General features: G+C 68.1%; 17 protein-coding genes. 5 read left to right on the top strand and 12 right to left on the bottom strand.

Annotated features, from left to right (window positions below; all coding sequences use genetic code 11):
- Positions 1-26 precede the first annotated feature (26 nt).
- Both ACM6LU_RS25945 and ACM6LU_RS25940 read right to left on the bottom strand, forming a co-directional pair.
- Positions 27-1,334 (bottom strand): hypothetical protein, encoded by a 1,308-nt coding sequence (locus ACM6LU_RS25945; protein WP_414940365.1) that lies wholly within the window; start codon positions 1,332-1,334, stop codon positions 27-29.
- Between the two features lie 11 nt (positions 1,335-1,345).
- Positions 1,346-2,209: a phytanoyl-CoA dioxygenase family protein gene (locus tag ACM6LU_RS25940; RefSeq protein WP_414940364.1), complete on the bottom strand. Its 864-nt coding sequence runs from the start codon at positions 2,207-2,209 to the stop codon at positions 1,346-1,348.
- A gap of 306 nt (positions 2,210-2,515) precedes the next feature.
- Here ACM6LU_RS25940 and ACM6LU_RS25935 point away from each other — a divergent pair, with 306 nt between their 5' ends.
- Positions 2,516-3,817: a glycosyltransferase 87 family protein gene (locus ACM6LU_RS25935; protein ID WP_414940363.1), complete on the top strand. Its 1,302-nt coding sequence runs from the start codon at positions 2,516-2,518 to the stop codon at positions 3,815-3,817.
- 55 nt (positions 3,818-3,872) lie between these two features.
- Here the strand turns inward: ACM6LU_RS25935 and ACM6LU_RS25930 are convergent, their stop codons facing one another.
- The gene (locus ACM6LU_RS25930) at positions 3,873-5,105 is read right to left on the bottom strand and encodes an RNA polymerase sigma factor (protein WP_414940362.1); all 1,233 of its coding nucleotides are present in this window, start codon (positions 5,103-5,105) and stop codon (positions 3,873-3,875) included.
- On the bottom strand, positions 5,102-5,410 hold the full coding sequence (locus ACM6LU_RS25925) for a YciI family protein (RefSeq protein ID WP_143253076.1): 309 nt from the start codon (positions 5,408-5,410) through the stop codon (positions 5,102-5,104). The genes ACM6LU_RS25930 and ACM6LU_RS25925 overlap by 4 nt, the downstream gene beginning before the upstream one ends.
- Before the next feature lie 460 nt (positions 5,411-5,870).
- On the opposite strand from ACM6LU_RS25925, the gene ACM6LU_RS25920 reads away from it, so the two are divergent.
- Both ACM6LU_RS25920 and ACM6LU_RS25915 read left to right on the top strand, forming a co-directional pair.
- Positions 5,871-6,809 (top strand): cyclase family protein, encoded by a 939-nt coding sequence (locus tag ACM6LU_RS25920; protein WP_414940361.1) that lies wholly within the window; start codon positions 5,871-5,873, stop codon positions 6,807-6,809.
- A 110-nt stretch (positions 6,810-6,919) separates the two neighbouring features.
- The gene (locus ACM6LU_RS25915) at positions 6,920-8,080 is read left to right on the top strand and encodes an epoxide hydrolase family protein (protein WP_414940360.1); all 1,161 of its coding nucleotides are present in this window, start codon (positions 6,920-6,922) and stop codon (positions 8,078-8,080) included.
- 63 nt (positions 8,081-8,143) lie between these two features.
- Here the strand turns inward: ACM6LU_RS25915 and pdxS are convergent, their stop codons facing one another.
- Both pdxS and ACM6LU_RS25905 read right to left on the bottom strand, forming a co-directional pair.
- The gene (gene pdxS / locus ACM6LU_RS25910) at positions 8,144-9,058 is read right to left on the bottom strand and encodes a pyridoxal 5'-phosphate synthase lyase subunit PdxS (protein ID WP_414940359.1); all 915 of its coding nucleotides are present in this window, start codon (positions 9,056-9,058) and stop codon (positions 8,144-8,146) included.
- Positions 9,059-9,231: 173 nt separating this feature from the next.
- Positions 9,232-9,537 carry an FAD-binding oxidoreductase gene (locus tag ACM6LU_RS25905; protein WP_414940455.1) on the bottom strand — a complete coding sequence of 102 codons (306 nt, stop codon included), beginning with the start codon at positions 9,535-9,537 and terminating at the stop codon, positions 9,232-9,234.
- Positions 9,538-9,895: 358 nt separating this feature from the next.
- Here ACM6LU_RS25905 and ACM6LU_RS25900 point away from each other — a divergent pair, with 358 nt between their 5' ends.
- Positions 9,896-12,004 (top strand): elongation factor G-like protein EF-G2, encoded by a 2,109-nt coding sequence (locus tag ACM6LU_RS25900; RefSeq protein WP_414940358.1) that lies wholly within the window; start codon positions 9,896-9,898, stop codon positions 12,002-12,004.
- 26 nt (positions 12,005-12,030) lie between these two features.
- Here the strand turns inward: ACM6LU_RS25900 and ACM6LU_RS25895 are convergent, their stop codons facing one another.
- The 6 genes from ACM6LU_RS25895 to ACM6LU_RS25870 form a co-directional block, all read right to left on the bottom strand.
- Entirely contained in the window at positions 12,031-12,513 is a 483-nt protein-coding gene (locus ACM6LU_RS25895; RefSeq protein WP_414940357.1) for an XdhC family protein, read from the bottom strand.
- Between the two features lie 13 nt (positions 12,514-12,526).
- Positions 12,527-13,009: an NUDIX hydrolase gene (locus ACM6LU_RS25890; protein WP_414940356.1), complete on the bottom strand. Its 483-nt coding sequence runs from the start codon at positions 13,007-13,009 to the stop codon at positions 12,527-12,529.
- Positions 13,006-14,151 carry a glycosyltransferase family 4 protein gene (locus ACM6LU_RS25885; protein ID WP_414940454.1) on the bottom strand — a complete coding sequence of 382 codons (1,146 nt, stop codon included), beginning with the start codon at positions 14,149-14,151 and terminating at the stop codon, positions 13,006-13,008. The genes ACM6LU_RS25890 and ACM6LU_RS25885 overlap by 4 nt, the downstream gene beginning before the upstream one ends.
- Positions 14,152-14,173: 22 nt before the next feature.
- Positions 14,174-15,091 (bottom strand): phosphatidylinositol mannoside acyltransferase, encoded by a 918-nt coding sequence (locus ACM6LU_RS25880; RefSeq protein WP_414940355.1) that lies wholly within the window; start codon positions 15,089-15,091, stop codon positions 14,174-14,176.
- Positions 15,088-15,729 carry a phosphatidylinositol phosphate synthase gene (gene pgsA, locus ACM6LU_RS25875; protein ID WP_414940354.1) on the bottom strand — a complete coding sequence of 214 codons (642 nt, stop codon included), beginning with the start codon at positions 15,727-15,729 and terminating at the stop codon, positions 15,088-15,090. The genes ACM6LU_RS25880 and pgsA overlap by 4 nt, the downstream gene beginning before the upstream one ends.
- Positions 15,730-15,831: 102 nt before the next feature.
- A complete protein-coding gene (locus tag ACM6LU_RS25870) occupies positions 15,832-16,374 on the bottom strand; it encodes a MarR family winged helix-turn-helix transcriptional regulator (RefSeq protein WP_414940353.1) in 543 nt (180 codons plus the stop codon).
- Positions 16,375-16,490: 116 nt separating this feature from the next.
- Here ACM6LU_RS25870 and ACM6LU_RS25865 point away from each other — a divergent pair, with 116 nt between their 5' ends.
- On the top strand, positions 16,491-17,033 hold the full coding sequence (locus tag ACM6LU_RS25865) for a YceI family protein (RefSeq protein ID WP_410600830.1): 543 nt from the start codon (positions 16,491-16,493) through the stop codon (positions 17,031-17,033).
- Positions 17,034-17,119 lie beyond the last annotated feature (86 nt).

The raw sequence follows: 17,119 nt of genomic DNA, 5'->3' as shown, positions 1-17,119 counted from the left end.
TCCTCTCAAGAGATTCGTCTTGGCGGCTAGGACGCTTTCCCCGGAGCGGCGGCCGGACTGACCGCCTCCCTGATGCCGGCCACGATGCGTTCCGCCTCCTCCGCGGTGGGGGCGGCCGCGATCACCGCGATGATCGGGTCGGGCCAGCCGACACCCCGCACGGTGGTCGGGTACGCACGCACTCCGGACGCCCACAACCGCTCGAAGACGGGCTTGATGTGCTCGCGGTAGGTCGTCCCCTCCGGGACCGGCACCATGAAGTGCGCGGACAGGGTGAGGTCCCGCTCGGCACCCCACTGCCGGAGCAGGCCGCCGGCGTGGGTGGACCCGCTTCGCCTCGCGTTGATCTCCGTCACATACAGTTTTTCGTCGGCCCCGGCGACGCAGTCCACGCACATCCAGCCCCGGTAGCCCAGATCGCGGGCCGCCGTGCCCAGTTCGTGAGCGACCTGGTCGACACGCTCGGCCCACACGGCGGGCAACGCGTCCTGGCCGACGTTGACACTGCGGAACAGGTGTCCGTCCTCGACCGTCAGCGAGCAAAGCACGACGTCCTCGACGCCGTCTTCGCCGACCAGCACGTCGACGGCGGGGCAGCCGACGTCCCCGGCGTGCTCGATGAACTCCTGGACGACGAGCGGGAAGGTGAAGAACGAGTCCTTGGCCACGGTGTCCAGCGAGCCGCCGCTCTTGACGACGAGGGTTCCGTTCCCCGCGACTCCGTGAAGGCTCCGGACGATGGCCCGGCCGTAGCGCGCCGTCATGACGCCCACGGCCCCCTCCAGCTCCGTCCAGTTGTCGACGATCAACCCGTCCGACACCAGGACTCCCGGCAGCTGCCGCGCGAGGTCCAGACAACTCACCTTGGAGTCGAGGTACAGGCTGCTCCAGTAGTGCTCTTCGGTCACCCCGTCGAGTTCGACCGTCAGACCCCAGCCCCGCAGCATCGCGGCCAGCAGGTAGATGTCGGGGGTAGGGCCGGTCATCGTCAAGTCGACCTGGACGCATCCGGACAGGTGCTTGCGCAGTACGGCCTGCGCGGCGCCGTCCTGGAGCAGATCCCGCACGAGCAGCCCCGACCGCGCGTCCGGGGACACCACTGGCGGCGGTTGCAGGCCGAGCGCGGCGTGGACGTCGTCGAACCACTCGGCGTCATAGCCCGCGGGGAGAAGCAGGACCCGCGGATTCGAGCTCCAGAACACCGAATGCTCGCATTCGTAGGTGCCCCCGAACCGGATCACCTCCTCGCGTTGTTCCCCCGTGAGGTGCAGCGCGGGATTTCGCAAAAAGTACTCGGCCTGATTCGGGATAATTAGTTCGATCACTCCCGGCATTGCCAACACCCCTATTTCGAGTCGGAAACGGAGAACAGCGGCTGAAGCGGTGTCGTGTCCGGTTCGGCCAGGAAGGGCGGCCTCGGGTCCGACACGTCACGGGGGACATTGCGGACACCGTTGAACACGTACATCAACATGGCTCGCCGGAACGGCGAGATGTTGGGAGCCGACGCGTGCAGGATGTTCGGGTCGAAGAACAACATCGAGCCGGCCGGTCCCTTCGGGCTGACGAGCCCGTTGGCACGGGCCATCTCCTCGACGACCGAGCTGCCCACCTGGAACTTCTCGTCGGCTGTCAACGTGGCCACCCAGGCAGGCGCGTCTTCGTATCCGAGCGGCATGCCGTCGGCCCCGATCCTGGTGAGCAGACCGCTCCGGTGCGAGGCCTTGACGAAGGTGAGCGGCCCGTTGAACTCGGTCACCTCGTCGAGGAAGATCGCGACGTTGACCAGATCGGGCTTGCGCAACCCGTCGTTCTGCAACCAGTAGATGTAGTCCTGATGCCATTCCCACTGATCACCGGCGAAGGGCGCCTTCAGGTTGATCTTCGACTGGTGGACGTACACGTCGTCGTCCAGGATCTGCCGTGCGGCGCCGAGCAGCGCGGGCATCCTCGGCAGCTCGGCCATGATCGAATCGGCCTGGTGCACCCCGTAGACGGAGCGCACCGTGGTCTCGTCGCGCTCCAGGATCCGCCGGGGGCCGTCCTCCGCCAGCAGGTGCGGTACCGCGGCGGTGATCGTGTCGAAAACGGTCTGTGTCAGGTATTCCGGCGGGAGCAGCAGAAAGCCGTCGCGGCGATATCGCTCGATCATCGCGGCGTCCAGCGGCTCGGGCGGAGCACCTGTGAACCCGGTGTCGACGTGAGTCATTGATACGCCTTTCGATCCGATGTCGTACGTTGACACTCCCCATTGAAAGCGGCAGAACATATTTTCGACCACCCGCGAATAACGCCGATTTCCGACCAGGCCGCCGCTCTTTTTAGTGTGCACCACCGCGCTGACGGTGCCACCTTGTGATGTGCCCTGTTCCGGAAACGCCATTTGTTGACGCGATAACAACGACCTTGTTAACCTTTTCGGCAGCCTGGGGCCGATCCCGTAAAAGACCTCAGAGCGTCGCCACGGCGAGTGCGTTGTCACTCGCGCGACGCCTTTCATGGTTAGGGGTTGGTCATGCCGGAGCCCGAGGTCGCCGGTCACGATTTCGAGAAGGGGCGCGAGAAGTCGCGGAACCGCCTTCTCGCCCTGGGTGCCATAGTAGCCGTGTCCGCGGCGATGACCGTGATGCTGGCGACGGTGATCAAACCGCTGAGACCATGGTGGATGAACGACTTCGCGGTCTACCACGCCGCCGGGGAGGCGGTGCTGAACGGTCTCTCGATGTACGACATCAAGGCGCATGCCGGCATCGTCGCGGACTCGCAGTTCGCCTATCCGACATTCGCGGGACTGCTCATCGTGCCTTTCTCCCTGTTCGACCGCGCGGTCGCCGAGGTGCTCTGGAATTTCGCGACCGCGTTGCTGCTCGGCGCCATCCTGTGGTTGTCCTTCGGCATGGTCGACGCGGTGAACCGGAAACTGCGCACGACGCTGGTAGTGGCGACAATGGTGCCGTCCTACTTTCTGCTCGACCCGGTACTGGTGAATTTCGATCTCGGACAGATCAACATGGTGCTGGTAGCGCTGGTCCTCGCCGACTTCTCGCGGTCGATGCCCGACCGGTGGCGCGGTTTCGCGATAGGCGTTGCGGCCGGGATCAAGCTCACGCCGTTGATTTTCATGGTGTACCTGGTCTGCATCGGCCGCTGGCGGGATGCGTTGCGGGCCGTGCTGGGGACGATTTTCACGATTGCCGTCGCGTTCGCGGTGTTGCCCGGGGATTCCCGGCGATACTGGTTCGACGAAATATTCGCCAGCTCCGAGCGTTTGGTGTCCGACTTCCCGGCATTGGTGAATCATTCGCTGTCCGGGTTGTTCTCCCGGCTGTCCGGGACTTCGGCCGTGCTGGGCTGGGTACCGTTGGTCACGGTGCCTGTCGGTCTGCTGGGTCTGGCGGCCGCGGTCTGGGCGGCACGGCGGGGGCAGGCCATGGTGGGCATGCTGGTGGTGGGGTTCACGGCCTTGCTGATCTCGCCGGTGACCTGGCCACATCACGCCATCTGGCTGGTGCCGGCCTTGGTGTGGCTGACTTTCGCGACCTGGCGCACCGGGAAACTTCTACCGAAGGTGATCGCGGTCGCCGTGGTGGCGCATTCGGCTCTCGCGTTGTACGACCACGTGCAGCGAATACAGGGGGACGTGGCCGTGCAGACCACCCCGTCCGGAAACCTGGTCGCGTCCCTCGGTGGTCTGCTGGGGCTGATCGTACTGGCGTTGGTGACCCTGCCGGTGTGGCTGCGGCGGCTGAAGCAGCCGCAGTCCTCATTCGACGGTCAGGGATTCCTGCCTTCGAGCAGGCCGATCGGGTTGCCGTAGCAGCATTCCCGGGTGATGGGCGGGCCGGCCGCCCATCACCACGGGACAGCCATGTTCAGACCGTGACCTCGCTGAGTCGCTTGGCGAGGTAGCGCCGTTCGGTGTCCGTCGGCGCCAGCACGAGAGCCTGGTGGTAAGCGGCCGCGGCCTCGCCGCGCCGGTCCATCCGCCGGAGCAGATCGGCGCGGGTGGCGGGCAGGAGGTGGTAGCCGTCCAGCTCCCCCGCCTCCGTCAGCGCGTCCACCAGCGCGAGCCCTTCGGCCGGGCCGTCGGCCATGGCCACCGCCACGGCACGGTTCAGCTCGACCACCGCCGAACGGTTCATGGTCACCAGCTGACCGTAGAGCTGCGCGATCTGCGCCCAGTCGATGGCCGCCGTCTCCGCGGCGGTGGCGTGGCAGGCGGCGATCGCCGCCTGGATCTGGTAGGGCCCTGGACTCCCCCTGCGCAGGGCGGTCTCGAGGAGTTCGACACCGCGGGCTATCTTCCCGGTATCCCACCGGGTCCGGTCCTGCTGTTCCAACGGCACCAGCTCACCCGAGTCGTCCACGCGGCCTTCCCGCCGCGCGTCGTGCAACAGCATGAGCGCGAGCAGGCCGAGAGCCTCCGGTTCGTCGGGCATCAGCTGGCTGAGCGTCGTGGCCAGGTCGATCGCGTCGACGCAGAGTTGCTGCCGGATCAGTTCCGCACCCGCCGACGCGGCGTAGCCTTCACTGAACAGCAGGTACAGCACGGCGAGAACCGCGCCAGTGCGTTCCGGCAGCAGATGCGCGGGCGGGACCCGGTAGGGAATCCCGGCGTTGCGGATCTTCTGCTTGGCGCGGACGAGCCGTTTGGTCATCGTCGCTTCACTCACCATGAACGCACTCGCGATCTCGGCGGTGGTCAGGCCGGTGATGACACGAAGAGTGAGCGCGACCCTGGCCTCCGGCGGCAACGCCGGATGGCAACAGGTGAAGATCAGCCGCAGCTGGTCGTCCTGGATACCACTGTCGTCGAAATCCATCGGTTCGTCGAACAAGGAACGAATCGCCGCCTCTCGCACCACAGTGGCTTCATTGGCCTTGCGCCGCAACCGATCGAACGCACCGTTCCGCGCGACCGTGGTGAGCCAGGCCCCTGGCCGGCGCGGGACGCCTTCGCGCGGCCAGCGCTCGAGCGCTCGCGCGAAGGCGTCCTGCACACACTCCTCGGCCAGATCCCAGTCACCGGTCAGCCGGATCAAAGTCGCCACGATGCGACCCCGCTCCGCACGGAAGACAGCGGCGATCTCAGCTTCGAAACTCACTCGTGAAGCGGCCGTACCTCGACCGACCCGAAGTGGGCGACAGGGTGCGCGGCCGCGATCTCGGTCGCTTCGTCCAGGTCCGCGCACTCGATCAGGTCGTAGCCGGCGATGTGCTCGGCGGTCTCGGCGAACGGCCCGCTGGACAACAGGACGTCACCACCGCGTGTCCGGACGGTCGTCGCGTCGCTGATCGGCCGCATCTCCGACCCGTGCAGACGACGGCTGCCCACCTTCTCCAGCCACTGCTCGATGTTCGGCGTGTCCGGGGGCACGTCGACCTCGTCACCGACACAGATAAGGAGCATGTACTTCACAGTCTCTCCGTTCTTCGGGAACATCTCACCACTACGACGAACGGAACCCGCCCGGGAGGACATCCCCGGCCGATTATTTCGCCGAATCCGCCGGATGTCACCTCAGCGGGGGCCGGACACCTCGCCCAGGTCACCCACCGTGATCATGAGCCACCCTCCCGGCCGATTCGTCTCGGTCAGCGATCCGGGATCGCGCGAGCCGCCTCTCGCACGACCCGCGCTTTCGGGCGGCCGGCGTCTGAAGCAGCCGATACGGACAGTCCTCGCCGAAACGACCCCCGCCTCCTTACAAAATGCCCATTTTCCCATCGCGGCGCTATTCCCCGGACAATTGCTTGAGCGGCAACGGCACATGACTTAGCCTTGCGTTGCAGCGACTGGCACGTTCCGACGCCGGCTTTCCCTCAACCCCGGAAACCGACCAGTACCTGAATCCCAGCCGGAGGCGGCAATGACGCGACAGCACACACGACTCGAAGACTTCCGGGTCGTTGGTGAGCGGCTCCGGAACTGGGGGCGCTGGGGCCCCGAAGACGAACGGGGCACCATCAACTTCATCACCCCGGAGCGGCTGGTGGCCGCCGGACGCCTCATCCGCCGGGGAGCGATCTTCGACCTCGGCATCCCGTTCGACAAGAGCGGCCCGCAGGACGGCGCCTTCCGGAGCAACCCCCTGCACATGATGACGGAGACCGGCGCCGGACAGGACTTCCCCGGTGGCTTCAAGTTCGCGGACGACTACGTCCTCATGCCACTGCAATGCGCCTCACAGTGGGACGCCCTGGCCCACGTTCACTACGACGGCCTGCTGTACAACGGCTTTCCCGCCGACGGCATCACCACGAAGGGCGCTGAGCACTGCTCCATCGAGAAGCAGGCCAAAGGGATCGCCGGACGCGGCGTACTCCTCGACATCGCCGCGCTCAAAGGCGTCGACTGGCTGGAAGCGGGAACCGTCATCGAGCCGGAAGACCTCGACGAGGCGTGCGAGAGACAGGGCGGCGTCGAAGTCGGCACTGGCGACATCCTCCTGGTCCGTACCGGCTGGCGCCAGAAGTTCCTCAGCGAGGGCGATCCGGCGGCGTTCATGGCGGGCGAACCCGGTCTCGGGCAAGCGTGCTGCGCCTGGCTGCACGAGCGTGAGGTGGCGGCCGTCGGTTCGGACAACTGGGCGATAGAGGTGCTGCCGGGAGAGTCACCGGACGTGTTCCTCGCCGTGCACATGATCCTGATCCGCGACATGGGTATGTCTCTGGGGGAAATCCTTGATTTCGAGGAGCTCGCCGAAGACTGTCACCGCGATGGGGTCTGGGATTTCTTCTTCGCGGCTCCGCCCCTCAAGATCACGCACGCCATAGGGTCGCCGATCAACCCGATCGTCATAAAATAGGACGGCGAATCCAGGCATTTCTTGATATGCATCCCCAGCCACCTCGATGAGAAGATGAATAAACCGCGACCTCCGTTTCTCTTCAGGGCATTCAGCGACATGGAGCCGATATGAAGCCTTTCCGCGTCGAAATCCCACAGGCGGACCTGGACGACCTGAACCGCCGGATCAGCACCACACGCTGGCCGGAGAACCTGCCAGGTGAAGGCTGGACCCGGGGTGTGCCGACGGCCTACCTCAAGGAGCTGGCCGAATACTGGCGCACCTCGTACGACTGGCGCGCCGCGGAAGCGCGGCTGAACCGATTCCCGCAGTACATCACCGAGATCGACGGAGCGAACGTGCACTTCCTGCACGTGCGATCGCCCGAGCCCGACGCGACACCGCTGCTCGTCACCCACGGCTGGCCCGGCTCCGTCGCCGAGTTCCTCGACGTCATCGAGCCACTGACCGATCCGCGGGCCAACGGCGGCGACCCCGCCGACGCCTTCCACCTGGTCATCCCGTCCATTCCCGGCTACGGGTTCTCCGGCTCGACACCGGGCGCGGGCTGGGGCCTCCCCCGGATCGCGGGTGCGTGGGTCGAGCTGATGCGACGGCTCGGGTACGAGCGGTACGTCACGCAAGGCGGCGACTTCGGCGTCCCGATCTCACTCATGACCGGCATGATGGACGCCGAGCACGTCGCCGGAGTCCACGTCAACATGCTCCCCACCACCCCCAGCGGGGAGCCGGGGGAACTCGACGGCCTGAACGAACGCGACCAGGCCCGCCTGGCACAGTCTCAACGTTTCTACGACGACCTGTCGGGAACGATGAAGCTCCACTCGACGCGGCCGAACACCGTCTCCTACGCCCTGACCGACTCGCCGGTCGGGCAGCTCGCCTACATCGCCGAGAAGTTCAAGGACTGGACCGATTCGGCGGAAGCGCCCGAGGACGCGGTCGACAAGGACCTGTTGCTGACCATCGTCACGATCTACTGGCTGACGGCGACCGCGGGCTCGTCGGCCCAGACGTACTACGAAAGCGTCGAGCAGCTTCCGATCAACGCGCAGGTCGGCCGTTTCCCGCCGCTGCCCGTCCCGCTCGGAGTGGCGGTGTTCCCCCACGCCGCCTTCGTGGCCATCCGCCGCTTCGCCGAACGCGACTTCCCGTCGATCATCCACTGGACCGAGTACGACCGCGGCGGGCACTACCCAGCGATGGAAGAGCCGGACCTCTTCATCGACGACGTACGGATCTTCGCCCGAGCACTGAAGAAGGCTTGACAGCACACAAGAGAGGCCCCGCGGACACACATCCACGGGGCCTCTCGAGCAACGGAGCCGGCTTTACCAGCCGCGCTCGGAAAGGCGGTGAGGCTCAGGAACGTCGTCGACGTTGATGCCGACCATCGCCTCGCCGAGGCCGCGCGAAACCTTCGCGATGACGTCCGGGTCGTCGTAGAACGTGGTGGCCTTGACGATCGCCTCGGCGCGCTGCGCCGGGTTGCCGGACTTGAAGATGCCGGAGCCGACGAACACGCCTTCGGCGCCGAGCTGCATCATCATCGCGGCGTCGGCCGGGGTCGCGAGGCCGCCCGCGGTGAACAGCACGACGGGGAGCTTGCCCTTCTCCGCGACCTCCTTGACGAGGTCATATGGCGCCTGAAGTTCCTTCGCCGCAACGTAAAGCTCGTCTGCGGGCAGCGAGGAGAGGCGACGCAGCTCCGCGCGGATCTTGCGCATGTGCGTGGTCGCGTTCGAGACGTCGCCTGTGCCGGCTTCGCCCTTGGAGCGGATCATCGCCGCGCCTTCGTTGATCCGGCGCAGCGCCTCACCGAGATTGGTCGCACCACAGACGAAGGGCACGGTGAAGGCCCACTTGTCGATGTGGTTCTCGTAGTCGGCCGGGGTCAGCACCTCGGATTCGTCGATGTAGTCGACGCCGAGCGACTGCAACAGCTGAGCCTCGACGAAGTGGCCGATGCGGGCCTTCGCCATGACCGGGATCGAGACGGCCTCGATGATGCCGTCGATCAGATCCGGGTCGCTCATCCTGGCGACGCCGCCTTGCGCGCGGATGTCCGCGGGGACCCGCTCGAGCGCCATCACCGCGACGGCACCGGCGTCTTCGGCGATCTTCGCCTGCTCGGCGGTGACCACGTCCATGATCACACCGCCCTTGAGCATCTCCGCCATCCCGCGCTTGACCCTGGCGGTGCCGGTGAGCGAGGTGGTGGCCGTGTTCGTGGAGTCGTCAGACACTGCTGGACCTTTCGGAAAGCGCACGAGGTGGGGTGACGCTTCCGAGGGTAGGCCGCTTTTGGACCTCTCAAGCAGGCCAGTTCGCAGCGATTTCAGCAGTCCACTGAGTGATCTCGCCCGCAATTAGTCCTCTGGTTGCGGTAGTTGCACGCGCAACTACCGCAACCAGAGGACTAATTGCGAAGGGGGGCTAGCGCGCCAGGCCGACCCCCGGACAGCTGCCGGCGGGCAGCGCACAGCCCGCCGCCAGGGCCTCGTACACCTGGCCCAGCACCGCGCCCGCCCCGACCGCCGCCCGGCCGGATCTCGACCGCGTTCAGCCGGGAAAGATCGACGACGAGCCCTTTGTCCACAATGGAGTACCCGGCGCAGCTGTGCCCACCCGACCGAGCCACGATCGGGATCCGGTGCCTTGCCGCGAAATCGACGCGCCGCCGGACGTCGTCCTCGTTCGCACATACTGCGACACCGTCAGGCATTCGATGGTCGTGAAGGCTGAAAAACCCGAGCCGCGCTTCGTCGTAACCGGGGTCACCGGGCCGGAACAGTTCACCCGCCAGGTGGGCACGCAGTCGCTCCCACGGGCCACCACCCTCGGGAACGCCACCGGTACCGCGGCCAGCGCCGGAACCGCGCCTGCCAGTCGCAGAATCGTCCGCCTGCCGAGCTCCATCGCTCATCCCCCACCGTCGGAGTCACCTCCGGGTGTCCGCCATCGAGCATAACGGCGGGTCGACATTCGGGGGGTCCCTCGCCGGTCGCCTTGCCGCGACGGCCGTCACGGGTGTGTGATCGAGGACACACCTGTTCGCGGCGTCGTGTGGTGAGGAGACCGGCATGGCCGACAAACAGAGCAAGAACGGAGACTCCGGGGCCGCCGTCGCTGTGGCCGACCCGGCGAAAGTGCGCAACGTCGTCCTGGTCGGCCCGTCCGGCTCCGGCAAGACGACGCTCGCCGAGGCACTGCTCGCCGCGTCCGGCACGGTGACGCGGGCGGGCTCCGTCGTGGAGGGCACCACGGTGTGCGACCACGACCCCGCCGCGGTCCGGCAGCAGCGGTCGGTCGGCCTCTCGGTCGCGCCGGTGCTGCACCAGGGCCACAAGATCAACCTCATCGACACCCCCGGATACGCCGATTTCGTCGGCGAACTGCGGGCCGGGCTCCGTGCCGCGGACGCGGCGCTGTTCGTGGTCTGCGCGGCGGAGGGCGTCGACGCGGCCACGATCGCGGTCTGGGACGAGTGCACGGCGGTCGGGATGCCGAGGGCGGTCGTCGTCTCCCGGCTCGACCACCACCGCGCCGACCCCGAAGGCGAGATCGCGGCCTGCCAGGCGGCCTTCGGTGCCGGCGTCCTGCCGCTGTACCTGCCCGCTCGCGACGGGCTCGTCGGGCTCATCACGCGCCGCTACTTCGACTATTCGGCGGGCTTCCCTCCCACGGTCGGCGAGCCGGACGGGAACGAACTCGCCCGGATGACCGAAGCACGCAACGAACTGATCGAAGGGGTCATCGCCGAGAGCGAGGACGAGTCCCTGATGGACCGGTACCTCGCCGGTGAGGAGATTCCCGAGGACACCCTGATCGCCGATCTCGAGACCGCCGTCGCCCGCGGGTCCTTCCATCCGGTGATCCCGGTGTGCGCGACGACCGGCGTCGGGCTCGCCGAAGTCCTCGACGGGATCGTGCGCGCGTTCCCATCGCCGCTGGAGCACGTCCCGCCGGAGGTCACTTCGCCCACCGGCGAACCGCACGCGGGTCTCCGCGCCGATCCCGACGGCCCTCTCGCCGCCGAGGTCGTCCGGACAGCGGTCGATTCCTACGTCGGCCGGGTGTCGCTGGTGCGGGTGTTCTCCGGGACGCTTCGCCCGGAACGCCCGGTACACGTCTCGGGCCACGGCCTCGCCGAACGCGGGCACGAGGATCACGACGCCGACGAGCGGGTCGCGCATCTGTACTCGCCGCTCGGCGTGAACCTGCGCGAGGTCCCGTACTGCGTGGCGGGCGACCTCTGCGCGCTCACCAAGGTCGCCTCGGCGGAAACGGGTGACACCGTCTCCTCGCCCGAAGACCCGCTGATCATGAAACCGTGGACGATGCCGGAACCGCTGCTGCCGGTCGCCGTCATCGCGAAGACACGCAGCGACGAGGACACGCTGGCGCGCAACCTTTCCCGGCTCGTCGCGGGCGACCCGACACTGCGGCTGGACCGCAACGCCGAGACCAACCAGCTCGTGCTGTGGTGCATGGGCGAGGCGCACGCCGACGTCGTGCTGTCGCGGCTGCGCGCGGGAGGCGCCGACGTGGACACCGAACCCGTCCGCATCAGTCTGCGTTCGACCTTCGCCGGGCCGGGTCGTGGCCACGGGAGGCACGTCAAGCAGTCCGGTGGTCACGGCCAGTTCGCCGTTTGCGACATCGAGGTCCAGCCGCTGCCGCGGGGTTCGGGGTTCGAGTTCGTGGACAAGGTCGTCGGCGGTTCGGTGCCGCACCAGTTCATCCCGAGTGTCGAAAAGGGAGTCCGGGCCCAAGCGCAGCGAGGGCTGGTCGACGGCCATCCGCTGATCGACATCCGGGTGTCCCTCGTCGACGGCAAGGCGCACAGTGTCGACTCGTCGGACGCCGCGTTCCAGACGGCGGGCGCGCTGGCGCTGAGGGAGGCGGCCGCTGCCGGGAAGATCGCGTTGCTCGAACCACTCGATGAGGTGGCGGTGCGGCTTCCGGACGAGCACCTGGGCACTGTGCTGGGTGATCTCTCGTCCCGGCGTGGCCGCGTTCTGGGCACCGAATCGGGTGAGGGCGGCCGCACGGTGATCCGCGCCGAAGTGCCCGCCGCGGAACTATTGCGCTACGCGATCGACCTGCGTTCGCTGACCTCGGGCACGGCGACGTTCACTCGCAAGCACGCCCGGTTCGAGCCGATGCCGGAAGGAGCGATGGCCCTCTAAACCCAGACCCCGCCCCGCCGCCACCCTCAACGGACAGGCTGCGCCTGACTGCTGAATTCGAAACCGCCTGGACGCCCGTTCCGGTCGGCCAGCAGCCCGGCCAGGATCGCGACGGCGATCTCCGGCGGCGTACGCGAGCCGATGTTCAGCCCGACCGGGCGATGCACCCGCGCGATCTCGGCGTCCGGAACGTCCAGTGCCTTGAGCGCGACCACATGCGGGCCGGCGTGGCGCGGGTTGCCCAGCACGCCGACCCACCGGGCCGGGCGGTCCAGCACGGCCCTGAGCGCCTCGCCGAGTTCTGGCCGGTCGTGATCGGTGACGACCACGTCGGCGCCCGCGCCGAGTTCCGGCACGGTCGAGACGGCCTCGATGCCGTACCCGACGTCGGTCGCCCGCGCGCCGTCCGGCTCGAACAACACCGTCGTGTACCCGAGATCCTTGCCGTAGCGCAGAAGAAACGACGCGACCGGCGTCGCGAAGACGGCCACCAGCTTCCGCTCACTCATGGATTCGTTCCTCCTACAGCTCGGGCTCGGCGATCTCGAAGTACTCCGGGAGCCGGGCGGTACCGGCGAGGCCGAAGTAGCGGACCTTCCGGCGGCGGCGCAGATGCAGCGTGTCACGGACGGCGTCGTTGTGCACCCGCCGCGCGATGACGACGCGGTGCTCGGCGTCGGTCAGTTCCTCGGCCATCGGTGGTGGCAAGGTCGTCCGGTCGACGCGCGCCAGCCGCAGCGTCAGTTCGCTCTCCTCGGCTTCGCGATCCGGGCGCCGGGCGTGCTCGGCCCGTTCGGCCAGCGCGCGCAGTTCTTCGTCCGCCAGGATCACCGCGGCCGCCCTGGCGACGACGGCGCGGCGCGCGAGGGCGGCGTCGAGAGCCGCCCAGCCCGCGTCCGTGCGGACGTGCAGCCGGTCCAGCCGGTTCGCCGTCGCGAGCAGGAACAGCCCGCCCAGCACCACGATCGCGGCCAGCAGGCCGCCGAGCCACACCCAGGCCGTCATCGGCTGAACTCGCGTTCGCCCGCGCCGACCCGCCGGGGATCGGCGGCGATCGCCGCCTCGTAAACCCGCAGGACCTGCGTGGTGATGACGGACCAGTCGAACATCGCGACCCGCTCGCCCGCGGCCGCCGCCAGCGACGCCCGCCGCGCCGGGTCACCGAGCAGCTCACGCAACCCGTCGGCCAACGCCACCGGGTCACCGGTTTCGGTCAGCATCCCGGCCCTGCCGTCGTCGAGGACCCGGCGGAACGAATCCAGTCCGCTCGCCAGCACCGGGGTGCCCGCCGCCATCGCCTCGGTGAGGATCATCCCGAAACTCTCCCCGCCCGTGTTGGGCGCGCAGTACACGTCGGCGCTGCGCAGGGCGCGTGCCTTCGTCTCGTCGTCGACCTGGCCCAGCAGATCGATGTGCGGTGCCAGGTCCGGGCCCGCCTCACGCCGGAGCTGGTCCGCGTCACCCCCGCCGACGATCAGCAGCCGCAGGTCCTCGAAGTCCGGCAGCAGGATCCGCAGCGCCTCCAGCAGCACGCTCATCCCCTTGCGGGGCTCGAGGTACCGCCCGACGAAGCCCACCGTGCCGCCCGCTCGCGGATAGCCGTCCAGCGGGAGCGCGCGCGAGAAGAAGTCGACGTCGACGCCGTTGGGCACCTCGACCGCGTCACCGCCGGCGTGCTCGACCTGGACCCGGCGGGCCAGCGCCGACACCGCGATCCGCGCGGTGATCTTCTCCAGCAGCGGCCGCAGCACCGGCTGGAACGCCGCCAGCGTGCGCGAACGCGTCGTCGCGGTGTGGAAGGTCGCCACGATCGGGCCGTCCGCGACCTTCAACGCCAGCAGGGAAAGACTCGGCGCGGCGGGTTCGTGCAGGTGCAGGACGTCGAACTCGCCATCACGGATCCACCGCCGCACCCGTGCGTAGGACACCGGGCCGAACTGCAGCCGTGCGACCGAGCCGTTGTACGGGATGCCGAGCGCCTTCCCGGCGGGGACGACGAAGTCCGGGACGTCGGAGTCCTCGTCCGCGGGCGCGAGCACCGAGACCTCGTGCCCGCGCGCGAGAAGTGCCTTCGCGAGAGCGATGACGTGTCCCTGCACCCCGCCCGGCACGTCGAACGAGTACGGGCAGACGATCCCGATCTTCATGCCCCGCGTCTGAGCCATCGGCTCAACTCGCTTCGCCGAGGTCGGCCTGTTCCCCGGCTTCGAAATCGGAGAGCCAGAACTTCTGCATCATGTGCCAGTCCGCCGGATGCGCGGCGATGTCACCGGCGAAGATGTCCGCCAGCGCCTGGGTGGCCGCCGGGACCTCGGACCGGTTCGTGACCCGGATCCGCGGGTGCAGCCGGATCTGCCAGCCGTCCTCGGTGAACCAGCAGCCCGCCGGGATCAGCGCCGCACCGGTGGTGGCGGCCAGCCGGGCCGGGCCGCCGGGCATCCGGGTCTGCTCGCCGAAGAACTTGACCGGCACCCCGGAAGTCGTCAGGTCCCTGTCCCCCACCAGGCAGATCGCCTTGTTCTCCCGCAGCCGCTTGAGCAGCACGCGCATCGCGGAGCTGTCACCGGTCAGTGGCACGATCTCGAATCCGAGGGATTCCCGATAAGACACGAACCGCTGGTACAGCGATTCGGGTTTCAGCCGCTCCGCGACCGTGGTGAAGCCGCCGAGGTAGTCCGCCAGCCAGACGCCCGCCGCGTCCCAGTTTCCGCTGTGCGGCAACGCCATCACCGCGCCGTTGCCCTCGGCGAGAGCGGCGTCGAGGTTCTCGACCCCGGTGATCGACTGGGAGACCTTGCGGCTGACCTCCTTGTGATCCATCGAAGGCAGCCGGAACATTTCGTGCCAGTACCGAGCGTAGGACCGCATCGCGCGGCTGGTCAGTTCGTCGAGTTCGGCATCGTCCGCCTGCGGCACGACCCTGGCGAGATTGCTCCGGAGCTGGCGCACCGCACCGCCGTCCCGCCGGACGGCGAGGTCGGCGCCGAGGCCGAAGGTCACCGCGCCGATCTGCTCCGGCAGCCAGCGCGCGAGCCGCCAGCCCGCCGCGTAGCCGAAGTCGCCGAGCCGCTGGGAGTACCCGCTCATGACCCGCCTTCCGTGACGGGTGGCCCGGCCGCCTTCGCGGCCCTCGCCGCCTTGGCCACCGCGGCCGTCCGCTGCAGCAGGGTGATCACCGAAAGCACCGCGAGCAGCCAGAGCGTGATGTCCACGGTGTACGGAACGCCCAGACCGTGCAGCCCGGTTCCCACGAGGGCGATGATCAGCCGCTCCGCGCGTTCGACGAGCCCGCCGTCCGCCTCCAGCCCGGAGGCCTCGGCGCGGGCCTTGACGTACGAGATGACCTGCGCGAGCACCAGGCAGATCAGCGCGGCGGCCGCGGCGGGCCGGTTGTCGTCGTGGACGAAGCACCACCACGCGATCGCGGCGAACAACGCGCCGTCGACCAGTCTGTCGCAGGTCGCGTCGAGGACGGCCCCGAACGCCGTGCCGTACCCGCGGGCGCGGGCCATCGCGCCGTCGAGCAGGTCCAGCATCGCGAAGCCCCAGACGGTGAAGGTGCCCCACAGCAGCATGTCGTTGGGGAAGAACGCGAGCGCGCAGAGCACCGCCCCGGCCGTGCCGATGACGGTCATCGCGTTCGGGGTCAGACCGGCGCGCACGAGCACCTTCCCCAACGGGTCGGTGACGCGGGAAACGGAGGCGCGCGCGAAAATGTTGAGCATCGGTTCTTCAGGTGCACCTAAGCAGCAGGGTCGGATGGTGCCCGAAGCCTATCCACCCGCACCGACGCCCGTCGTCGCGCCTGCCCCTGGACCGGCTTTCCCTCAGTCCGCTTTGGCCAGTTCGGCCGGGTCCTCCAGGTCGGCGAGAGCGTCTTCCCGCAGCGCGAGTTCCGCCTCCGCGGCGGCACATTTCGGCGACAGCCGCCCCAGCACGGCGGCGCTGATCTCCCCGAGCGCTTTCACCTGTTCGGGGGTCAGCGGGTCGAAGAGGCTCTCGCGGACGGCCTCGACGTGCCCGGGCGCGGCCTTCTCCAGCGCGGCGAAGCCTTCGGCGGTGAGCACAGCCCAGGAACCACGCTTGTCGGCGGGGCAGGACTCACGGCGCACCCAGCCGTTCGCCTCGAGCCGCGCGACCGCGTGCGAAAGCCTGCTTCGTGACGCCTTGCGCGCGTCGGCGAGTTCGCTCATCCGCAGCCGACGGCCCGGCGCCTCGGACAGGGCGACGAGTACTTCGTAGTAGGTGTGGGGCATGCCCGCCTCGTGCTGGAGCTGGCCCTCCAAATGCGCTTGCAGCATCCGCGTGGCCGCGGAGAAGTCGCGCCAGGTTCTTTGCTCCTCGTCGGAGAGCCATCGGGGTTCGGACATGTCACTCATTCTACCCCTGGTTGAGCGCTCAACCAAACTGCGCTACAGTCGTGGTTGAGCGCTCAACCAGCCGAGGGTTCACCACAGACAGATCACAGACTTTGGAGATCGACTTAATGACCACCACCGAAATCCCGGGCTACGTCGCAGGCAAGTGGACCGTCGACACCGCCCACTCCGACATCGCCTACACCGTGAAGCACCTCGGCCTGGCGAAGTCCCGCGGCAACTTCACCGCCTTCACCGGCGAGGTCGTCACCGCCGACAACATCCTCGACTCCACCGTCACCGTCGAGATCGACGCCTCGTCGGTCGCCAGCGGTGTCGACGGGCGTGACACGCACCTCAAGTCCGAGGACTTCTTCCACGTCGACGAGCACCCGGTCATCACCTTCCGCTCGACCGGCATCCGCGAGGACGGCGGCGACTACGTCATCGACGGCGAACTCACCTGGCGCGGCAAGAGCGTCCCGGTCTCGCTCGAAGCCGAGTTCAACGGCATCGGCACCAACCCGGCCAACGACAACGCCACCACACTCGGCGTCTCGGCCACCGCCACCGTGAACCGCCGCGACTTCGGCATCGGCCCCGAGGGCAACGCCTTCCTGTCCGAGAAGGTCAAGATCGACATCGAGCTGCAGGCCGCGCTCAACGCCTGAGTCACGCTTCGGCCGGGTGGGCCGGTTGGGCCGTGAGTGCCTGGCGCAAGTAGTCCTCTAGTTGCGGTAGTTGCGTGTGCAAGGAC

It is taken from the genome of Amycolatopsis sp. cmx-11-51 (genome assembly GCF_047608665.1).
In the GTDB taxonomy this organism is placed as follows: Bacteria; Actinomycetota; Actinomycetes; order Mycobacteriales; family Pseudonocardiaceae; genus Amycolatopsis.
This window is presented reverse-complemented; position numbering and strand designations above follow the sequence as displayed.